The sequence below is a fragment of the Mycobacteroides abscessus ATCC 19977 genome (assembly GCF_000069185.1).
GTDB classification, from domain to species: domain Bacteria; phylum Actinomycetota; class Actinomycetes; order Mycobacteriales; family Mycobacteriaceae; genus Mycobacterium; species Mycobacterium abscessus.
On record NC_010397.1, the window covers coordinates 3339065 to 3355824 of the forward strand.

Consider the following 16760-nt stretch of genomic DNA (forward strand, 5'->3'; position numbering starts at 1 on the left):
CACCAGATGGTGAGTCGTGTCACCAGATGGTCGCTTTCAACGAGGAGAGGACACCCTGATGGGGTCAAAGATGGCTTCGAACTGGCAGAAGCTGCCCAACCCGCCGCAACTGCGCGAATTCCCGTTCAACGTGTTCGCCCGCTTCCTCCCGGGTCGCGATATTCGTGCCACCGCTGAGCAGCGGGAGTCATTCCGCCGCTTCGCGCATGCCGGGGACCCCCTTGCGGACGCGGTCGTCGCGATGTTCGCCCGCTTCCCCGTGGGACAGGGGCGGCGCATGTTCGAAACCGCCATCGAAGAGGGCATCGACGCGGTCGAGAACCCGCCCGAAGAACTCGTCGCCTTCTTCGAACAGATCGATGCCCGGCCGTACTGGCTGGATGACAAGAAACTCGAACTGGCCGCGCGCGTCAGCATGCGCACGGGCGTGGTGGGCCTGGGCCTGGCCCTGCCCGGTCTCGCGCTGACCGGCGGCTACCTGTCGTCCCGTGCCGACAAACCCCTCGTCGGCACGGGCAATCTGCAGGCGATGGCTCCGCGCAGGCTCAATGAGACCGCGCAATGGCTCATCGACGTCACCTCCCCCGGCGGCCTAGATCGATTCTCGCCCGGGTTCAAGGGAATCCCACGCGTGCGCCTCATGCATGCGTTGGTGCGCGCCGCGATGAACCGGCGGGACGATTGGGATTATGAGGCCTGGGACAGCCCCGTCAATCAGATCCAACTCGCCGGGACACTCATGCTGTTTTCACTGGCAAACCTGGCGGGCTGTCAAGCCATGGGCATGAGCTTCTCCGACAGCGAGCGCGAGTCGGTGTTCCATTTCTGGCGATACGTGGGCCTGCTCATGGGAATTCATCCCGAGCTCGTACCTACCAGCGAGGAAGACACCTGGCGGCTGTTCTGGCTGGAAGCCGATACCGAGTTCCTGCCGGACGACGATTCATACGCACTCACCCAGGCCCTGCACGCCTCGATCCCCGGCGAGCCGGTGTTCATGCGGCTCTCTCGCACCTACCTGTCCTCATACAGCCGGCTCATTCTCGGCAAGACCAACGCCGATCGCTTAGGCCTGCCCGACAACAAACCGATGCAAGCCGCCGTCGTGGGAACCTCGGTGATGAACTGGTTTTTCGAGCGCCGCAACGTGCTGCCCGGAATGACGCGCATCAGCGAGGAGATCGGCCAGTTCGCGCGGCGCCAGATCGTCTCGCAGGGCATGTCGCAATCAGGCGGGGATCGCACCTATCGACGACACGACAATCTCGCCACCGCGAGCTAGCACGTCTCATATATTGAGACATGTATTCAATAGTTTGAGATAGGTGTGGAACCATGGTGACCATGGTTCACGTCGATGAGGTTGGTACAGCACGCCGTTGGGCGATGCTGGCCATTGCTTTGGGGTCCACCGCTGGAGCGAATGTCTTCATCAACGGTGTGGCGTTCCTCATCCCGGCCCTGCACGCCGAGCGTGGACTCGACCTGGCCAACGCGGGGCTGCTGTCCGCCATGCCGAGCTTCGGCATGGTCTTGACGCTCATCGCCTGGGGGGCACTCATCGACAAATTCGGTGAGCGCATCGCGTTGGTGAGCGGCCTGGCGCTGACCGCCGTGGCCGCGTTCGCGGCCGCGGAATCCCCGTCGCTGACCGTGACTGGCGCATTCCTGCTGCTGGGTGGGGCGGCCGCGGCCGCCTGCAACTCAGCCAGTGGACGCGTGGTGGTCGGGTGGTTCCCACCCCACCAGCGCGGGACGGTCATGGGTATCCGCCAGATGGCGCAACCGCTGGGCGTCGCGGCCGGTGCGCTCGTCATCCCGCGCATTGCCGAGGGTCACGGCGTCGCGACCGCACTGCTCTTTCCCGCGATCGTGTGCGCGGTGTCTTCAGCGGTGTGTCTGGTCGGCATCATCGACCCGCCGCGGCCGCCCCGTTCGGAGGCACCCGAGGAACATCTGGCCAATCCCTACCGCGGGTCACGCGTGCTGTGGCTGATTCACGGGGTGTCGGTGCTGTTGGTGGTCCCTCAGGTGGTCGTGTGGACCTTCACGCTGGTATGGCTGGTCACCGACAGGGGCTGGAGCATCGGCGCGGCCAGCGTGATGGTGACGGTGGCGCAACTGGTCGGTGCGCTTGGCCGGGTCGCCGCCGGAATGTGGTCCGACCGTTGGGGTTCGCGGATGAGGCCGATCCGGGCCATCGCCGCGGCCGCATCGGCGACCATGGCGTTGCTGGCCGTCACCAACCAACTCGATTGGTCCGTCAGCGTCGTCGTCATGCTGGTGGCTTCGGTGATCACCGTGTCGGACAACGGGCTTGCCTACACCTCGATCGCCGAGATCGCCGGACCATTCTGGAGCGGCCGCGCCCTGGGTGCCCAGAACACCGGCCAGCTGCTGGCCGCTGCCGTGGCGCCGCCAATATTCGGAGCCATTGCCGCGGCGGCGGGATTCTCCGCGGCATTCGCCGTGTGTGCGCTGTTCCCGCTGGCAGCAGTCGGTTTGGTGCCGGTGAAGTTGGAGCGGCCGGCCCCCTAATGCCGAATGCGAGCCCGGCGCGGATCTCCCCGCGCGAGGCTCGCATTCGATCAGGACTACAGGAAGCTGGCGATCCGATCGCCAGTCGCCGAGGTGGACAGCTTCTCCTCACCGCGGGTGGCCAGATGCTGCTCGACAGCCCTTTCGACACGGGCCGCGGCCTCGGTCTCGCCCAGGTGATCCAGCAGCAGCGAGACCGACACGATCGCGGCGGTGGGATCGGCGATCCCCTGGCCCGCGATATCGGGTGCGCTGCCGTGGACGGGCTCGAACATCGACGGGTTCTTACCCGAGCCGTCGATGTTTCCGCTTGCGGCCAAACCGATTCCACCGGTGACGGCGGCCGTCAGGTCGGTGATGATATCGCCGAACAGGTTGTCGGTGACGATGACGTCGAACCGTCCCGGATCGGTCACCATGTGGATGGTCGCGGCATCGATGTGCTGATAGGAAACCTGCACATCGGGGTACTCCGCGGCGACTTCGTTGACCGTGCGCGTCCACAACGTGCCCGCGTACTTGAGCACGTTGTTCTTGTGCACCAGCGTCAGGTTCTTGCTACGGGCCTCGGCACGCTCGAATGCGTTACGCACCACGCGCTCCACCCCGAATCGGGTGTTGAGGCTGACCTCGGTGGCCACCTCATGCGGGGTATCGACACGGATCGCACCGCCGTTGCCGGTGTACGGCCCCTCAGTGCCCTCGCGCACCACGACCAAGTCGATGGCGGGGTTCCCCGCCAGCGGGCCGGTGACACCGGGGTACAGCTTGGCCGGTCGCAGATTGATGTGGTGGTCCAGCGCGAAGCGGGTGTTCAACAGCAGCCCCCGCTCCAACACACCGCTGGGGACCGCCGGATCGCCAATGGCGCCAAGCAGAATGGCGTCGTGTCCGCGTAGCTCATCGAGCACCGAGTCGGGCATCAGCTCGCCGGTCGCCAGGTAGCGGCGAGCACCCAAGTCGTATTCGGTCTTGTCGACGCCCGGCAGTACCGCATCCAGCACCTTCACGGCCTCGCCGATGACCTCAGGACCGATGCCATCACCGGCGATGATCGCGAGTTTGGTCATGAAAGATCCACCAGCTCAAGGGTCGTCGCGCCGACGGCGGCACGGATCTCGTCCAGCACGGCATCCGGAGCAGTGCGATCAATGCGCAGGATGATGGTGGCTGCCGCACCGGAGGCGTCCTGGCTCAGCTGCGCGGCCTGGATGTTCACCTCGGCGCCACCCAGCACGGTGCCGATCTTGCCCAGGGCGCCCGGCACGTCCGCGTAGTTGATGACGAGGTTGACGCCCTCGGCACGCAGATCGAAGTTGCGACCGTTGATCTGGACGATCTTTTGCACCAGTTGCGGGCCTGACAAGGTGCCGGCGACGTTGATCACGGAGCCGTCGGCATACACGGCGCGCACATCGACGACACTGCGGTGGTTCGGGCTCTCGGTGGCCGTGGTGATCTCCGCACTCACGCCACGCTCTTCGGCGATCGACGGAGCGTTCACGAACGTCACCTGGTCCTCGATCACCGACGAGAACAGTCCACGCAACGCGGAAAGCTTCAGCACCGCAACATCTTCGGAAGCCAACTCACCGCGGACATCAACCGACAACGAGGTAGGCAGCTGCTCGGAAACGGCTCCGATGAGCACGCCGAGCTTGCGCACCACCTCAAGCCACGGCGCCACCTCTTCGCTGACGACGCCCCCGCCGACGTTGACGGCGTCCGGCACGAACTCGCCCGCCAGGGCCAGCTGCACGCTTGCGGCCACGTCGGTGCCCGCGCGATCCTGCGCCTCGCTGGTGGAGGCGCCCAGGTGCGGGGTCACCACCACCTGGTCGAGTTCGAACAGCGGGCTGTCGGTGCACGGCTCGGTGGAGAACACGTCGAGGCCGGCGCCGCGGACGTGACCACTACGAATGGCATCGGCCAGGGCTGCCTCGTCGATGAGCCCACCGCGCGCGGCATTGACGATGATGACACCCGGCTTGGTCTTGGCGAGGGCCTCCTTGCCGATCAGGCCCGCGGTCTCCGGCGTCTTGGGCAGGTGCACCGAAATGAAATCTGCCCGACCCAAAAGTTCGTCGAGTGTCAGCAGTTCGATACCGAGCTGGGCAGCACGAGCGGCCGAGACGTAGGGGTCGTACGCGACGATGTGCGTGCCGAACGCGGCGAGCCGCTGCGCGAACAACTGCCCGATGCGGCCCAGGCCCACGACGCCGACGGTCTTACCGAATATCTCGGTGCCGTTGAACGACGAGCGCTTCCAGGTGTGCGCCTTGAGCGAGGCGTCAGCCGCCGGGATCTGCCGCGCGGTGGCCAGCAGCAGGGTCACGGCGTGCTCGGCCGCGCTGTGGATGTTCGAGGTGGGGGCGTTGACCACCAGAACACCACGGGCAGTGGCGGCCTTGACGTCGACATTGTCGAGTCCGACGCCGGCACGCGCGACGATCTTGAGCTTGGTTCCGGCGGCCAGCACCTCGGCGTCAACCGTGGTGGCCGAGCGCACCAGAAGCGCATCAGCCTCGGGTACCGCGGCCAGCAGCGCGGGGCGGTCAGGGCCATCGACCCAGCGCACCTCCACACCATCTCCGAGTGCTTCGACGGTCGACGGGGCAAGTTTGTCGGCAATCAACACGACTGGACGTTCGCTCACGTCGTCACAGCCTAGTGCGGACCATCAGGAGGCTTACATCACACCTGGTCTAGTACCCGATCTGCGTCGCCACCGCGCGTAGTGCCGTGATATCGGGATTGGGGTGAAATGCGCGGATAAGTTCGTCGGTGAGCGGCTTCCGGTCCATGACCTGTTGCACGGCGGACTCGGGTACAACATGGCCCTGCGCCGGGTACAACCAGTCCAGTTCCTTGGATGCGTGCCAGTCGATCAGCGGATCGAATAAGTGCTCACCTCCATCGCCGTGGTACCCCCACTGCGTGCGCTCCGGGTTGCCGTGGCGCCATGCGACGTCCGCGGGGCCGCGCCAGACACAAACGGTCATTTGTGGAGCGCCGTCGTAGTAGCCGTAGAGATCGGGGTTTTTCAGATCCGACCTAAACCGCTCCGGCAGATCACCGACCAGACCCGGCCAGTAATCGTCCTCGTTGTAGGTACTCAAATCCGATTCATGGTCGAAGCCCCGGAGGAAAACACCGTCAGTGGCCGAGAAGACGATCGACCACTCGTCGCCTCCCCCGTTCTGGTACTTCACAAGATCGTCACCGGAACGCCAATTCGGTTGGTAGACAGTGCCGATATCGTCCCTGGCGAGAGCTCGGCCCTCGACCAAGGCGTCGAGCAGCGCGACTACGCGACATCGTCTGCGCAACTCCGCGGAATCCGGAAGCTTCCCGGCGAACTCCACAACACTGGCGCCGCCCTCCGCCTTGTGCGCAGATTTGGGGGCAGAGCATGCGGGGATAGCCTGGCCCGACAAGGCAACTGCACTTGCCACAAGCCACCCGCGCCGACTGATCATCACGGCCACACGTGCAGCCTAGCCGCCTTCAGGCAAACAGCCAGCACTCCGGGCCAGCCGCCAACCGGAGAGTGTGGGTGACTGGCTCCCTAACGTCACTTGTGGTGGGGTATCCATGCGGTGGTCCCGTGGGCGTGTATTCGGGTGGTCCAACCGTGGCCTAGGAGGCGGCGTGAACCCGGTGCACTTCCTCTCCGGCTGAGCAATATCGTGTCGATTATCGCGCTGGCCTCCGGAAATTCCGACCAGGGTTGCCTTCATTTAAACGACGCCGCGGGTTCCGCGTGTGTGCGGCGGTGCGCTGCGTATGGCGTAGGCCGCCGCGGCGCTGGCCGCGGTGAAGACGCTGTAGCTCAGCGGCACTTCGGCGCCAAGTGACAGCGCCATCGCTATTCCAAATGTTATGAGCAGCAAGCAACTCACCGCGCCGACCAGACTGGGCTTCCATCCGATCAGAAGCAGAATCCCCAGGATCACTTCGGCGGCGGTGGACGCCCATGCAATCACCGTCAACGGCCATCCAGAAACAAATGGAATCATCTGGTTGACGTAGGCGGCGAAAGAAGCCATGTTTCCCCAGGTCCCCTGTCCGAACGGCTCCCACCACCCGAAGCGGTCGGCAACGGCGGACAGAAAGGCCGCCGCGAGCGACACGCGTAGCGCTACCTCGACGAGCCGGATCCGATCAATCTTGTGCATGGACTCTCTTTTCATCTCCGGCTCGGCGGCGCAGTTGCGGTGTCATCGAGGGTGAGTGGGCCGTCTCCGGTATCGAGCAGGAAGACCGCTAGTAATTCCGCAGGTTCTGTGGCGCTGGCATTTTCACTGATCGTGTGGTGCGCGCCGGGGGCTTCATGCCAGGTCTCCCCCGCGTGATAGACACGCGCAGGCTCTGCGTCAACTTGGCTGCGAATCGCTCCGGAAACCACATAGGCCATGATGAACGCGGACTTCGCGTGATGGTGGGCTTCACTTTTTGTTCCCGGCGGATAGCTGACAGTAACTGATATCAATGATTTGCCTGGCACGTTGGTCTGTTGATCGAATACTTGTCGGACGACAGGGCTTTCGCCCGCATTCTGCGGTGCGGGCTCGGCACAGGCTGTTGGCGCGAGCATCACGGCAACGCCCAGAGTTACGGGTAGAATCTTCAGAGTCATTTGGCCTCAACCTCTTTCGAATCGACATGGTGAACTGAGTACGACCAGGTAGCACCGCGACCCTAGACAGCCGCTATTTGGACGATCGTCTTGCCGGGAGTCTTTCGATCGATATCGAAGGCGCTCAACGCATCCTCAAGGGGGATTACCGATCCGATGTTCTGACGGATTCGCCCGTCGCGCAGTTTGTTCTCCAAGATAGTGAGCTGTCTGCGGTCCGCCTCAACGACAAAGAAAACGGCCCGTGCGCCCTCGGGGATGACACGCGGGGGTTCGGCGATGGTGATCAACGCGCCTCCGGCACGCACCAGTTGCGCTGAGCGATCGAGGATCTCCCCACCAATCACATCGAATACAACGTCGACCTGGCCGATGTCTTCGAGTGTGTCAGTGGTCAGGTCGACGAAATCGTCGGCTTTTAGGCCCAAGACCTGATCACGTTGGCCGCCGCGTCCGGTGCCGATGACGTGAGCTCCCGCCTCGTGTGCAAGCTGCACGGCCACAGAACCGACCGCACCTGCCGCACCATGTATGAGAACGCTCTGCCCCGCGACGATGTGTCCGTGGAGGAATAGCCCTTGCCAGGCCGTCAGACCGGAAACGGGTAGGGCGGCCGCAACCGTGTGGTCCACATCGGCCGACAGAGGAGCCAGATTCCGCGCTTCCACCGCGACGTACTGCGCCAACGCGCCATTGCGCGTCCAGTCCGTGATGCCAAAGACTCGCTGCCCCACAGTCAACCCCGTTGTGCCGTAGCCTAGTTCGACCACGATGCCCGATACCTCGTGCCCTGGGATGCTCGGGCCTCGGCTCCGGCCCGAACGGTCGGCCCAGGTTCCTGGCCAATCGAGCTCCCCGGGAGTGAATCCGGCGGCGTGCACCTGGACGATGACGTCGTTCTCTGCGGCATGGGGATAGGGCACTGCCGTCAACGACAGTCCGGCCCCCTTCGCGCCCTGTTCGGCAACGATCGCTTTCATGACTTTCGCGTTACCCGGGTCCGGCATATTCGTCCTTTCGTCCGTGTTGTCCTTCCATCACAGCCGCCGGGAGTCATCTAGTCCAACAGATCTTTTTGATAGATTCCATCTACAAAACAGATGAGGGTGGCGGATGGAACTTCGACAGTTGGAGCATTTCGTGGCCGTTGCTGGCGAGATGAGCTTCTCTCGAGCCGTGCAGCGCGCCCACGTTGTTCAGTCCGCGCTGTCCACGTCGGTGGGCAAGTTGGAGAAAGAGCTCGGAGTCGAATTGTTCGACCGAACGCGGCAACAGATCCGATTGACTCCAGCCGGAGAGCTTTTCCACACTCATGCGACCCGGGTGATTCAGGCCGCTCGGTACGCCAAAGATTCCATCGGCAACTTCCGTGGCGAGCTGACCGGCACTGTCGATCTCGGCGCACTTATTACCTTCGGCCCGTTAGATGTACCCAAAATGCTGGGCCAATTCCACCGCGAATACCCGCTGGTTCAAATCAGGCTGCGCCAAAGCCAGAGCGGCTCGAACGCATATCTTTCGGCCATCGCCGACGGAACCCTTGATCTGGCTCTCGTCTCAGCACCCGATCGGTTTCCAGCAGGCATCCAGATGCGGCTGCTGTGCCAAGAGCCCATGATGTTTGTCTGCCGACCCGACCATCGGCTGGCGCAACGACGTCACGTCACCGTCACCGAACTCGTCGACGAGCACCTTATTGGTTTTCCGCCTCAATTCAGCTTGCGCCGCATAGTGGAGGACGCCTTCACTGCTGCAGGCGTTACGGCATTCACACCGCACGAAGTCGCCCTCGAATACGCGATCGCCGCCAGTTTGGTCCATCACGGGCTGGGCACTATCTTCATGCCCGCCAGCGAAGCGGCCCAATTCCCACACCTGCGCGCGCTAGCCGTACGCCCAGCCATCATATGGAAGATCTACCTGGCCTCCGCCGAACAATCCCAGCTCGGACCAGCCAGCGCCCAACTTGCAGAACACCTCGTCGCATCGGCCCACGCTCAAACGAACTCACCCAAGACATAGGCGCTCCACTCAAGGCGAGCGAAAGCGGATGGCGACGAATGCCGCGCCGCCTCTGCCGTACGCGCAGAGGCGGCGCAGTCGATGAGACCCTGCTATTCAGAAAGACAGTCACGGTATACGCGACGAGGATCTGTAATGGCCCCACCTGACGCATACTGCATCCTGTTATTCATCACCCGTCCCGGGAATGGCCTGAATGGCTAGGTTCGCGCCTGCGTCGATGCCGCATGGTGAGTGATTGCCTCCATGGCGTCGGCGAGGGTGAGGATCGAAACTCCCAGCAGCACGATGTCCTTGATGAGAAACTGCCCGGTCATGGACAGGAAAGGAAAGCCGCCGGCCGACGCTTCACCGACGCCTGGTGTCGTGATCAGAAACGACAACGTGCTGACGAAAAGCACTATCGCCAAAGCACTTCCGGCTAGCGACACCCGTGGATACCAGGGCTTCACCACCAGTAATACGGCAGTGACTATCTCTACGACACCGAGGATCGATGAAAAGGTCTGGACACTGAACACGCCGTAAAGCCAACCCATGAAGGGACTGTTGGCCACCAAGGGCTGAATGTTGAGGGCCTCGTAGGAGCAGAATTTGAATATTCCGATCCAACCGATGACGATGGCCAGCCCGTAGCGAGCCACGATATGCGCCAGAGCGCGAACGACGGGGGCATTGTTTTGGCATACGACGCTCAGCGCGTCGGTTCTGGTGGACATTTTCGATACCTTTCGTATGAGAACGTTCAGATGAATTGGGTTGCGTGATGCGGTTCAGGCGAAGGTGAAGAGCCTGTCGTGGTCCAACCGTGAAATCGGGTTGTTGTATGTGTTCGCGGCGTCCGGGTATCCGAGTGCCAGCAGTACCGTTGTGGTGTATCCGGTTTCTCGGATTTTGAATGCCTCATCGACAGTGGCCGGGTCGAAACCTTCCAGCGGCGTGGCATCGAAACCCAGCTCGGCGGCGGCCATCATGGTCATGCCCAACGCCAGATAGGTCTGCTTCTCCATCCAGTGGGTTAGGTCCTTGTAGCCATAGGTCCTCAGGTTCAGGAAGTCGCGGGTCATTGATTCCCACCGCGACTGCTTCGCGGGGTCCGGGAACCTGCCATCGGCTTTCTCTTTGCCGAACACCTCTTCGAGGTGGCTATCGGGCACGTCGGCCCTGGTGGTGAAGACCAGGACATGCGAGGCGTCCCGGATCTTGCCGCCGTTGTCGAGGAACCGTTCGCCCAGATTGCCTGCGAGCCGCTCCTTGCCTTCGGGCGTGCCGAGCACGTAGTAACGACTAGCCTGCACGTTCACCGATGACGGAACCGTCCTCAGGAACCGCAACAATTGCTGCAGGGACTCGGCCGGAATGGTCTTGCTGGAGTCGAAATATCTCGTGAGGTGCTTACTCATGAGGTTGTCGAGGTTCATGTCAATTTACTTTCCTTGCAAGGTGTTTGAGCGTCACGCGGCGGTGCCGGCCGCCGGGATGTCGATGACGGTTTGGTTGACATTGTTGATGTAGTTGGTCAGCAGGGTCTGAACGGCGACGGTGACAATCGCCAAGATCTGCGAGTCCGCGTAGCCGGCGCCCCGCACGGCGGCCAGATCGGAATCGCCGACCTTCCCACGGGTTTCGACCACCCGCTGAGCGAAGCGCGCGACGGCGGCCCGCTTGGGGTCGATCGAGCTTCCCGATCGCGCCAGGTCGATGTCGTCGCTCGACATGCCACCGAGTTCGGCCGATACGTACGAGTGCACCGCCAGGCAGTAGTCGCAGCCGTTGGCTTCGGATACCGCGAGCGCGATGGTGTGGCGGGTCTTGGCATCCAGCACTCGCCCCAGGCTGCCCTGCAAGGACATGACGACATCCAGGACTGCCGGATTCGACGCGAGCATCGCGAACATGTTCGGTACGAAGCCGAACTGCCTACCGACAGTGCCCAGGGCGCTCTCCGCCTCTGCGGTGATGTCTTCCGAGGCAGGGGTGGTCAGACGTGACATGGCGGATCAACCTCCAGTAGGTGTGTGCATGGATTTTCTGGGCTGTTTAGCCCACTCCTGAAGTGAACACCTATAGAATTGGGCTGTCAAGCCCAATTTTGGTATCGTGGTAACCATGAACGGCAAAACGGCAGTCCAGCGGCACCGCAAGCTGACCGAAAAGGGCCAGGCGACACGAGCTCGAATCCTCGAACAAGCCGCGGAACTCATCCACACCAAGGGCGTCGCCGCGACGAACAACGAGCAACTCCGCCGTGTCACAGGCATCAGTGGATCGCAGCTCAACCACTACTTCCCCACCAAAGAGAGCCTCGTCATGGCGGTAATCGAATGGCAGACCGAACAGGTCATGCGCTTTTATGGCAGTGAGCAATTCGCCGGCTTCGACACCATCGAGGCGCTTCGATCCTGGGTGGACTACTACGTCACCCACGAGAGCGCCTACCGAGACGGCTGCACCCTCGGATCGCTGGCGAGCCAGATAATCAAGTCGGATTTACAGGTTCACGACGAGCTGGCTCGAGCATTCGACCAGTGGCGGAACATCTTCCGAGACGGACTCCGGCGGATGCAGAGCCTCGGCAGACTCAGCGCCACCGCAGACCCAACGCAACTGGCCGACCTCCTGCTATCCGCCTTCCAGGGCGGCATGCTCCTTACTCAGGTGCAGCGGGACGTCACCCCACTCAAGAATGCCCTACACGCGGCCATCGACCACGTACAAACCTTCGCGGAGTAGACACACAAGATCAATAAGCGGATGACGTTCGCAGCGCCGCCCGGAAAGGCCGAGCCTGTGTTCGTACGCCATAAGGCCATATTCATGACTTTTTAGGTGTCGATGTGCCCGTCGGGCCGCCTCAGTCATTCGGTGATGTGGTGTGGGGCGGCGAAACAGGCAGAGGTCATCGCAGCGATTCAATCCTCATCGCCAATAACGCCGTCCATTCCACGACATAGTCCTCGTCGGCGATATCGCGGGCGGCCCCGCGAAACACCGCGCTGGTCGCACGCTTGCCCAGCAGGGCGTTGACACCAAGCACACCAATGGATTCCGCGTCCTGCTTGCTGATATCAGGCGCCCAGCCCTGCACCCAATCACTCAGTTCTCCGTACAGGCCGTCGAATAGCGCCGCATACGCATGGTCGAGACGCGCCGGGCGACCAGATGGGACGCTGGATGCGATCTGCAACAGTTGCGACTCCTCATCGAGAACCGCCAGCACGTAACGACCCATCATGGTCAGCTCATTGCGTAGGTCGCCGAGTCCACCGAAGAGCGCACGGATATCACGCATCGCCCGGCGACGGTCCAGCTGCCGATCGATGCCTGCCTCCAGCAACGCTTCCTTGGACTTGAAGTGGTGGTACAACCCGCCAGAGCCCGGCGTGAGGCCGGCCGCCTTCTCGATCTGCGCAACGCTGGTGGCCTTGTACCCCTGCTCGCCGAAAAGCCTCATGGCCTCGGTGACCAGGCGTTCTTTCGTGGAAATCTCACCCATTGACGCCTCCAAAGTAATCACTTAGTCTCACTCAGTGAGTACTTTAACACCCGGGACGGGTCATCGGTAGGAGGACGCCATGGCGGAGGAGCCAGTACCCAGGGGACGGATCCGGCGCACCATGCCACTGGCAGGCTTCACCGCCCGCGCAGCGGGCGGACGACTCGTCGCGGGCCTACGCGAAAAGGCCGGAGACACCGGAGCCGTCGACCGCTTCCATCACCGCACAGCCGAGCGCTACACCGAACTCCTCGGGCACTCCAAAGGCGTTCTGATGAAGGCAGGACAGATCTTTTCGAGCATCGATATGAACGGTGCCGACGGCGGAATCTCGCCGTACGAGCAGGCATTGACTCGACTTCAAACCCAATCGCCGCCCATGGCCCCCGCATTGGCGCGTAGTGTCCTCGAATCTGAGCTCCGCGTACCTACAAGCCAGGCGTACGCCAGTTTCACCGACGATCCGATCTCTGCGGCCTCGATCGGCCAGGTTCACCGTGCGACGCTTCACGATGGCCGTGATGTCGTCGTGAAGATTCAATACCCCGGTGTGGCACAGGCGATTCAAGATGACCTCGCCAACACCGAGCTGGTCACCACATTCTTGCGAGTCACCTTTGCGCTGTTGGACCGCAGATACGCGATCGATCTTCCTGCGACGGCACGAGATATCTCGGCTCAAATCAAGGAGGAACTGGACTATAAGCAGGAGGCGGAGAATATCTCCGCGTTCCACCGGCTGTTCGCCGGGCACCCGTTCATCCGGGTACCCCAGGCAGTACCGGAGCTGTCCACGCGCCGAGTCCTCACGATGACCTATGTCGACGGGATCGACTGGACCGAAGCGCAACAAGCCGACCAAGAGCTGAAAAATACTTGGGCGGAGGCACTGTGGAGATTCAGCCTTGCACCGCTGCAACATGCTTGCGCCTTCTACACAGATCTGCATCCCGGCAACTACCGGTTCGGACTGGACGGTAGCCTCGGAATTGTCGATTTCGGATCCGTCAAGAACCTTCGGGAGAGCCATCGTCTCGCCTGGATTCGGATGGTCGCCGCAAGCATCCAACAGCGACCTGCCGATCTCCACTCCACGATGAAAGAAGCGGGCTTCCTTGCCGCCCACTCCAGCATGTCCGCCGACGAAGCTCTCCGCTGGATGAATGAGATCAACGCTGACGCAACGCTGCCACAGCCGGTCACCTACACACCGCAATTGATAGACCGCAACCTCACCGCGCTGGACAGCTCGCTATCGCGTCGCATCTCCCTACCCCCCGAGCTCATCTACCTGGTGCGTTTCCCACTCGGCGTCCGGTCTGCAATGTCAAAACTCGGGGCCACCGTGAGCTCCCGATCCGCTGCTGCCGACATGATCGGAATCGCGGAACCAGATACCGCCCTTGGCATTCGACATGTTGCCTGGGTGAAGGAACGCGGCCTACCGTTCGGTCTGGACCCACGCGAGCAGTCAGAGGTTGGTGCCCGGTTATGAGTGACCGTCACATTCCCCGGGGACGGATCCGGCGCACCATGCCACTGGCAGGCTTCACCGCCCGTGCAGCAGGCGGCCGACTCGTCGCGGGCCTACGTGAAAAAGCTGGCGACACCGGAGCCATCAACCGTTTCCACGAGAGAACAGCCGAGCGCTACACCGAACTCCTCGGGCACTCCAAAGGTGTCCTGATGAAAGCCGGGCAGATCTTCTCGGTCGCCGATATCGCTTCCCATGGATATGCCCAACTCACGCCATATCAGAACGCATTAACGCGCCTACAGGCCGACGCACCGCCAATGCATCCGCTCTTGGCACGGCAAGCCTTGGAGGAGGACCTGGGGCGGCCCGTGGAGGATCTGTTCTCCGCCTTCTGCGACGATCCCATCGCTGCGGCATCGATCGGCCAGGTGCACCGGGCGACCCTGCACGACGGTCGGCAGGTCGCGGTCAAGATTCAGTATCCGGGTGTGGCCCAAGCCATTAGGCATGACCTGTCGAACGCCGAACTCATGGCCACCTTCCTGCGCTTCGCGACCGGCATCGCCGGGCCCAAGCCACAACTGGATCATCGCCAGATGGCCGACGAGGTTGCCGCGCGTATATCCGAGGAACTGGACTACCGGCACGAGGCTGCCAATATCCAGGCGTTCGCCGCCTTGTACGACGGCCATCCCTTTATCCGGATACCCGAGGTGATTTCCGGAGCATCCGGAAATCGGGTGCTCACCATGACCTACCTGGACGGTCTGGACTGGACGGCTGCACAGCAGGCCGACCAGGATCTCAAGAACGTTTGGGTTGAAGCTATCTGGCGCTTCAGCACTGGGTCGTTTCGGCATGCCAACCTGTTTCATGCCGATCCGCACCCGGGCAACTATCGGTTCGGGTTGGACGGGTCAGTCGGTTTTGTCGATTTCGGCTGCATCAAAGTAGTCCCCGAGCCCCTCCGGTATCGGCTTGTCCGAATGATCCGTGCCGCCGCCGACGAACGTCGGGAAGACCTGCGCCAGTTGATGGTCGACGCTGGCTACTTCGCCGCCGACTCGCCGCTTTCGTCCCAGGACGTCTTTGACTGGCTCGGGTCAACCGTGCAAGACATCCGTGCTCCTCAACCCGTCACTTTTACCCGTGAGGTTTCCACCAGCGCCACCCGGTCGCTGCTGAATTTCCAGACGCTGCATCAAATGTCGATACCCAGTGACTTGGTATTCCTAGCACGGATCAACCTCAATATCAGCGCGCTGTCGGCCACGCTCAACGCGACGGGGCACACGCGCGCACTGCTCGATGATCTCGACGGGGTCGGCGAACCCGTTTCCCCGTTAGGTAGACAGCATATCGCGTGGGTGCGTGACCGCGGCCTACCCTTCGGATTGGATCGCCATGACCACTGCTAACCCCGTCACCCCGCGAATCCCCTGGGATTCCCGAGATCCTTATGTCTACCTCGAAGACTTACGAGCCCACGGTGACGTGGTCTTAGACGAAAATGCCGGTACCTGGGTGGTTCTCGGCTATCAGCCCGCCCGCGAGGTGCTAGGTGGTTCCGGCTGGTCGAGCGATCCACTCGCAAGCCCCCAGCTGCGGGCACAGGCTCCCGAATTCCTCGATTCGTCCGGCTTCGGCAGGAACATGCTCTTCGCCGACGAACCAGACCACACCGAGCTCAGGGGGACCGTCCGCGACGTGTTCACCCCAGGGTTCATCGCCGGCCTGCGGGAGGGCGTACACACCATCGCCTCGCATGTTGTCGAATACCCCTCCACAGGAGAATATTTCGACTTCATGGCCGATATCGCCCTGCCTCTGCCGATCGCCATCATCGGCGAATGGCTTGGCCTCGACGACTCGTCGGCCGCTGTCCTGCGCCAGGAATCCCCGGCCATCATTCAGATGCTCGGCGCCTTCGCCGACGTCGATACGGTCATGGCTGGCACCGCCGCCGGCGTCACCCTCGCCACCGAACTACTGCCTCTGGCGGCCGACCGCCGCGCACACCCGGGCGACGACCTGCTCAGCCTGATCGCGTCCAACACCGACCTACCCCTGGAAGACGTCGTCACAACGGCCCTCATTATCGCCATAGCGGGCCATGAGACAACGGCAAACCTGTTAGGAGCAAGCATGGTTCGGCTGCTGACTCCACGTCCCGACGGCACCCGGCTGGCAGATGATATCGATCCTGACGACCCCACGGTTATCACCGAGCTGCTTCGGCTGGACGGTCCGGTCCTGGCCACCGCACGCGTGGCGACCAGGGCACACACCCTCGCCGGCAATACCATAGAGGGGGGACAGACTGTGTTGATCGCGATTGCCGCCGCCAACCGCGATCCACAGGTGTTCGTGGACCCCGCCGTCTTCCGGCGTGATCGCACGAGCCCGCCACTGGCCTTCGGGTACGGCACACACCACTGCCTGGGCTCGGCGCTGGCCCGGCTGGAGACCACGTTAGTCCTGCGCGAGGTGCTGGCACGTCAACCGGTGATAACAGGCCCCGTAAGCTGGCGCGACACTCCCGCGATTCGGGGACCACGCAGCATCCCGATGCGCTTCCAAACGTAGCT

Annotated in this window: 17 protein-coding genes; 7 read left to right on the forward strand and 10 right to left on the reverse strand. The window is 62.6% G+C overall.

Annotated elements, in window-relative coordinates; all coding sequences use genetic code 11:
* Nucleotides 1–58: 58 nt before the first annotated feature.
* Together MAB_RS16735 and MAB_RS16740 are read left to right on the forward strand one after the other, a co-directional pair.
* Complete coding sequence (locus MAB_RS16735; RefSeq protein WP_005081446.1) at nt 59–1282, forward strand: oxygenase MpaB family protein; 1224 nt, start codon at nt 59–61, stop codon at nt 1280–1282.
* Between the two features lie 53 nt (nt 1283–1335).
* On the forward strand, nt 1336–2538 hold the full coding sequence (locus MAB_RS16740; RefSeq protein WP_005077087.1) for an MFS transporter: 1203 nt from the start codon (nt 1336–1338) through the stop codon (nt 2536–2538).
* A 56-nt stretch (nt 2539–2594) separates the two neighbouring features.
* Here the strand turns inward: MAB_RS16740 and MAB_RS16745 are convergent, their stop codons facing one another.
* The 6 genes from MAB_RS16745 to MAB_RS16770 all read right to left on the reverse strand — a co-directional run bounded on the left by MAB_RS16745 (nt 2595) and on the right by MAB_RS16770 (nt 8157).
* Entirely contained in the window at nt 2595–3608 is a 1014-nt protein-coding gene (locus MAB_RS16745) for a 3-isopropylmalate dehydrogenase (RefSeq protein ID WP_005111728.1), read from the reverse strand.
* A complete protein-coding gene (serA, locus tag MAB_RS16750) occupies nt 3605–5194 on the reverse strand; it encodes a phosphoglycerate dehydrogenase (RefSeq protein WP_005081440.1) in 1590 nt (529 codons plus the stop codon). Before serA ends, MAB_RS16745 begins: the two co-directional genes overlap by 4 nt.
* Nucleotides 5195–5243: 49 nt before the next feature.
* Nucleotides 5244–5903 carry a hypothetical protein gene (locus tag MAB_RS16755; protein WP_005087905.1) on the reverse strand — a complete coding sequence of 220 codons (660 nt, stop codon included), beginning with the start codon at nt 5901–5903 and terminating at the stop codon, nt 5244–5246.
* 375 nt (nt 5904–6278) lie between these two features.
* Nucleotides 6279–6716: a MauE/DoxX family redox-associated membrane protein gene (locus MAB_RS16760; RefSeq protein WP_005111730.1), complete on the reverse strand. Its 438-nt coding sequence runs from the start codon at nt 6714–6716 to the stop codon at nt 6279–6281.
* Nucleotides 6717–6727: 11 nt separating this feature from the next.
* A complete protein-coding gene (locus tag MAB_RS16765; RefSeq protein WP_005114522.1) occupies nt 6728–7177 on the reverse strand; it encodes a cupin domain-containing protein in 450 nt (149 codons plus the stop codon).
* 62 nt (nt 7178–7239) lie between these two features.
* Nucleotides 7240–8157 carry an NADP-dependent oxidoreductase gene (locus MAB_RS16770; protein ID WP_005111734.1) on the reverse strand — a complete coding sequence of 306 codons (918 nt, stop codon included), beginning with the start codon at nt 8155–8157 and terminating at the stop codon, nt 7240–7242.
* Between the two features lie 133 nt (nt 8158–8290).
* Here MAB_RS16770 and MAB_RS16775 point away from each other — a divergent pair, with 133 nt between their 5' ends.
* Nucleotides 8291–9199, forward strand: a complete 909-nt coding sequence (locus MAB_RS16775; protein WP_005056879.1) for a LysR family transcriptional regulator — start codon at nt 8291–8293, stop codon at nt 9197–9199.
* 200 nt (nt 9200–9399) lie between these two features.
* On the opposite strand, the gene MAB_RS16780 is transcribed toward MAB_RS16775, so the two are convergent.
* The 3 genes from MAB_RS16780 to MAB_RS16790 are packed head-to-tail and all read right to left on the reverse strand — an operon-like array spanning nt 9400 to nt 11193.
* The gene (locus tag MAB_RS16780; protein ID WP_005111736.1) at nt 9400–9918 is read right to left on the reverse strand and encodes a YkgB family protein; all 519 of its coding nucleotides are present in this window, start codon (nt 9916–9918) and stop codon (nt 9400–9402) included.
* Nucleotides 9919–9972: 54 nt separating this feature from the next.
* A complete protein-coding gene (locus tag MAB_RS16785; RefSeq protein ID WP_005056877.1) occupies nt 9973–10620 on the reverse strand; it encodes a nitroreductase family protein in 648 nt (215 codons plus the stop codon).
* Between the two features lie 33 nt (nt 10621–10653).
* On the reverse strand, nt 10654–11193 hold the full coding sequence (locus MAB_RS16790) for a carboxymuconolactone decarboxylase family protein (RefSeq protein WP_005056876.1): 540 nt from the start codon (nt 11191–11193) through the stop codon (nt 10654–10656).
* A gap of 115 nt (nt 11194–11308) precedes the next feature.
* Between MAB_RS16790 and MAB_RS16795 the strand changes: the two genes are divergently transcribed.
* Nucleotides 11309–11932, forward strand: a complete 624-nt coding sequence (locus tag MAB_RS16795) for a TetR/AcrR family transcriptional regulator (RefSeq protein WP_005056875.1) — start codon at nt 11309–11311, stop codon at nt 11930–11932.
* Between the two features lie 166 nt (nt 11933–12098).
* Here MAB_RS16795 and MAB_RS16800 read toward each other — a convergent pair whose 3' ends face one another.
* Nucleotides 12099–12695, reverse strand: a complete 597-nt coding sequence (locus MAB_RS16800) for a TetR/AcrR family transcriptional regulator (RefSeq protein ID WP_005056874.1) — start codon at nt 12693–12695, stop codon at nt 12099–12101.
* A 79-nt stretch (nt 12696–12774) separates the two neighbouring features.
* Here MAB_RS16800 and MAB_RS16805 point away from each other — a divergent pair, with 79 nt between their 5' ends.
* From MAB_RS16805 to MAB_RS16815, 3 genes are read left to right on the forward strand one after another with little or no spacing between them, the layout of a single operon-like run.
* The gene (locus tag MAB_RS16805; protein ID WP_005077101.1) at nt 12775–14190 is read left to right on the forward strand and encodes an ABC1 kinase family protein; all 1416 of its coding nucleotides are present in this window, start codon (nt 12775–12777) and stop codon (nt 14188–14190) included.
* Nucleotides 14187–15590, forward strand: coding sequence for an ABC1 kinase family protein (locus MAB_RS16810; protein WP_005056872.1), 1404 nt, complete (start codon nt 14187–14189; stop codon nt 15588–15590). Before MAB_RS16805 ends, MAB_RS16810 begins: the two co-directional genes overlap by 4 nt.
* Nucleotides 15577–16758: a cytochrome P450 gene (locus tag MAB_RS16815; protein WP_012296654.1), complete on the forward strand. Its 1182-nt coding sequence runs from the start codon at nt 15577–15579 to the stop codon at nt 16756–16758. The genes MAB_RS16810 and MAB_RS16815 overlap by 14 nt, the downstream gene beginning before the upstream one ends.
* The last annotated feature ends 2 nt before the right edge of the window (nt 16759–16760 follow it).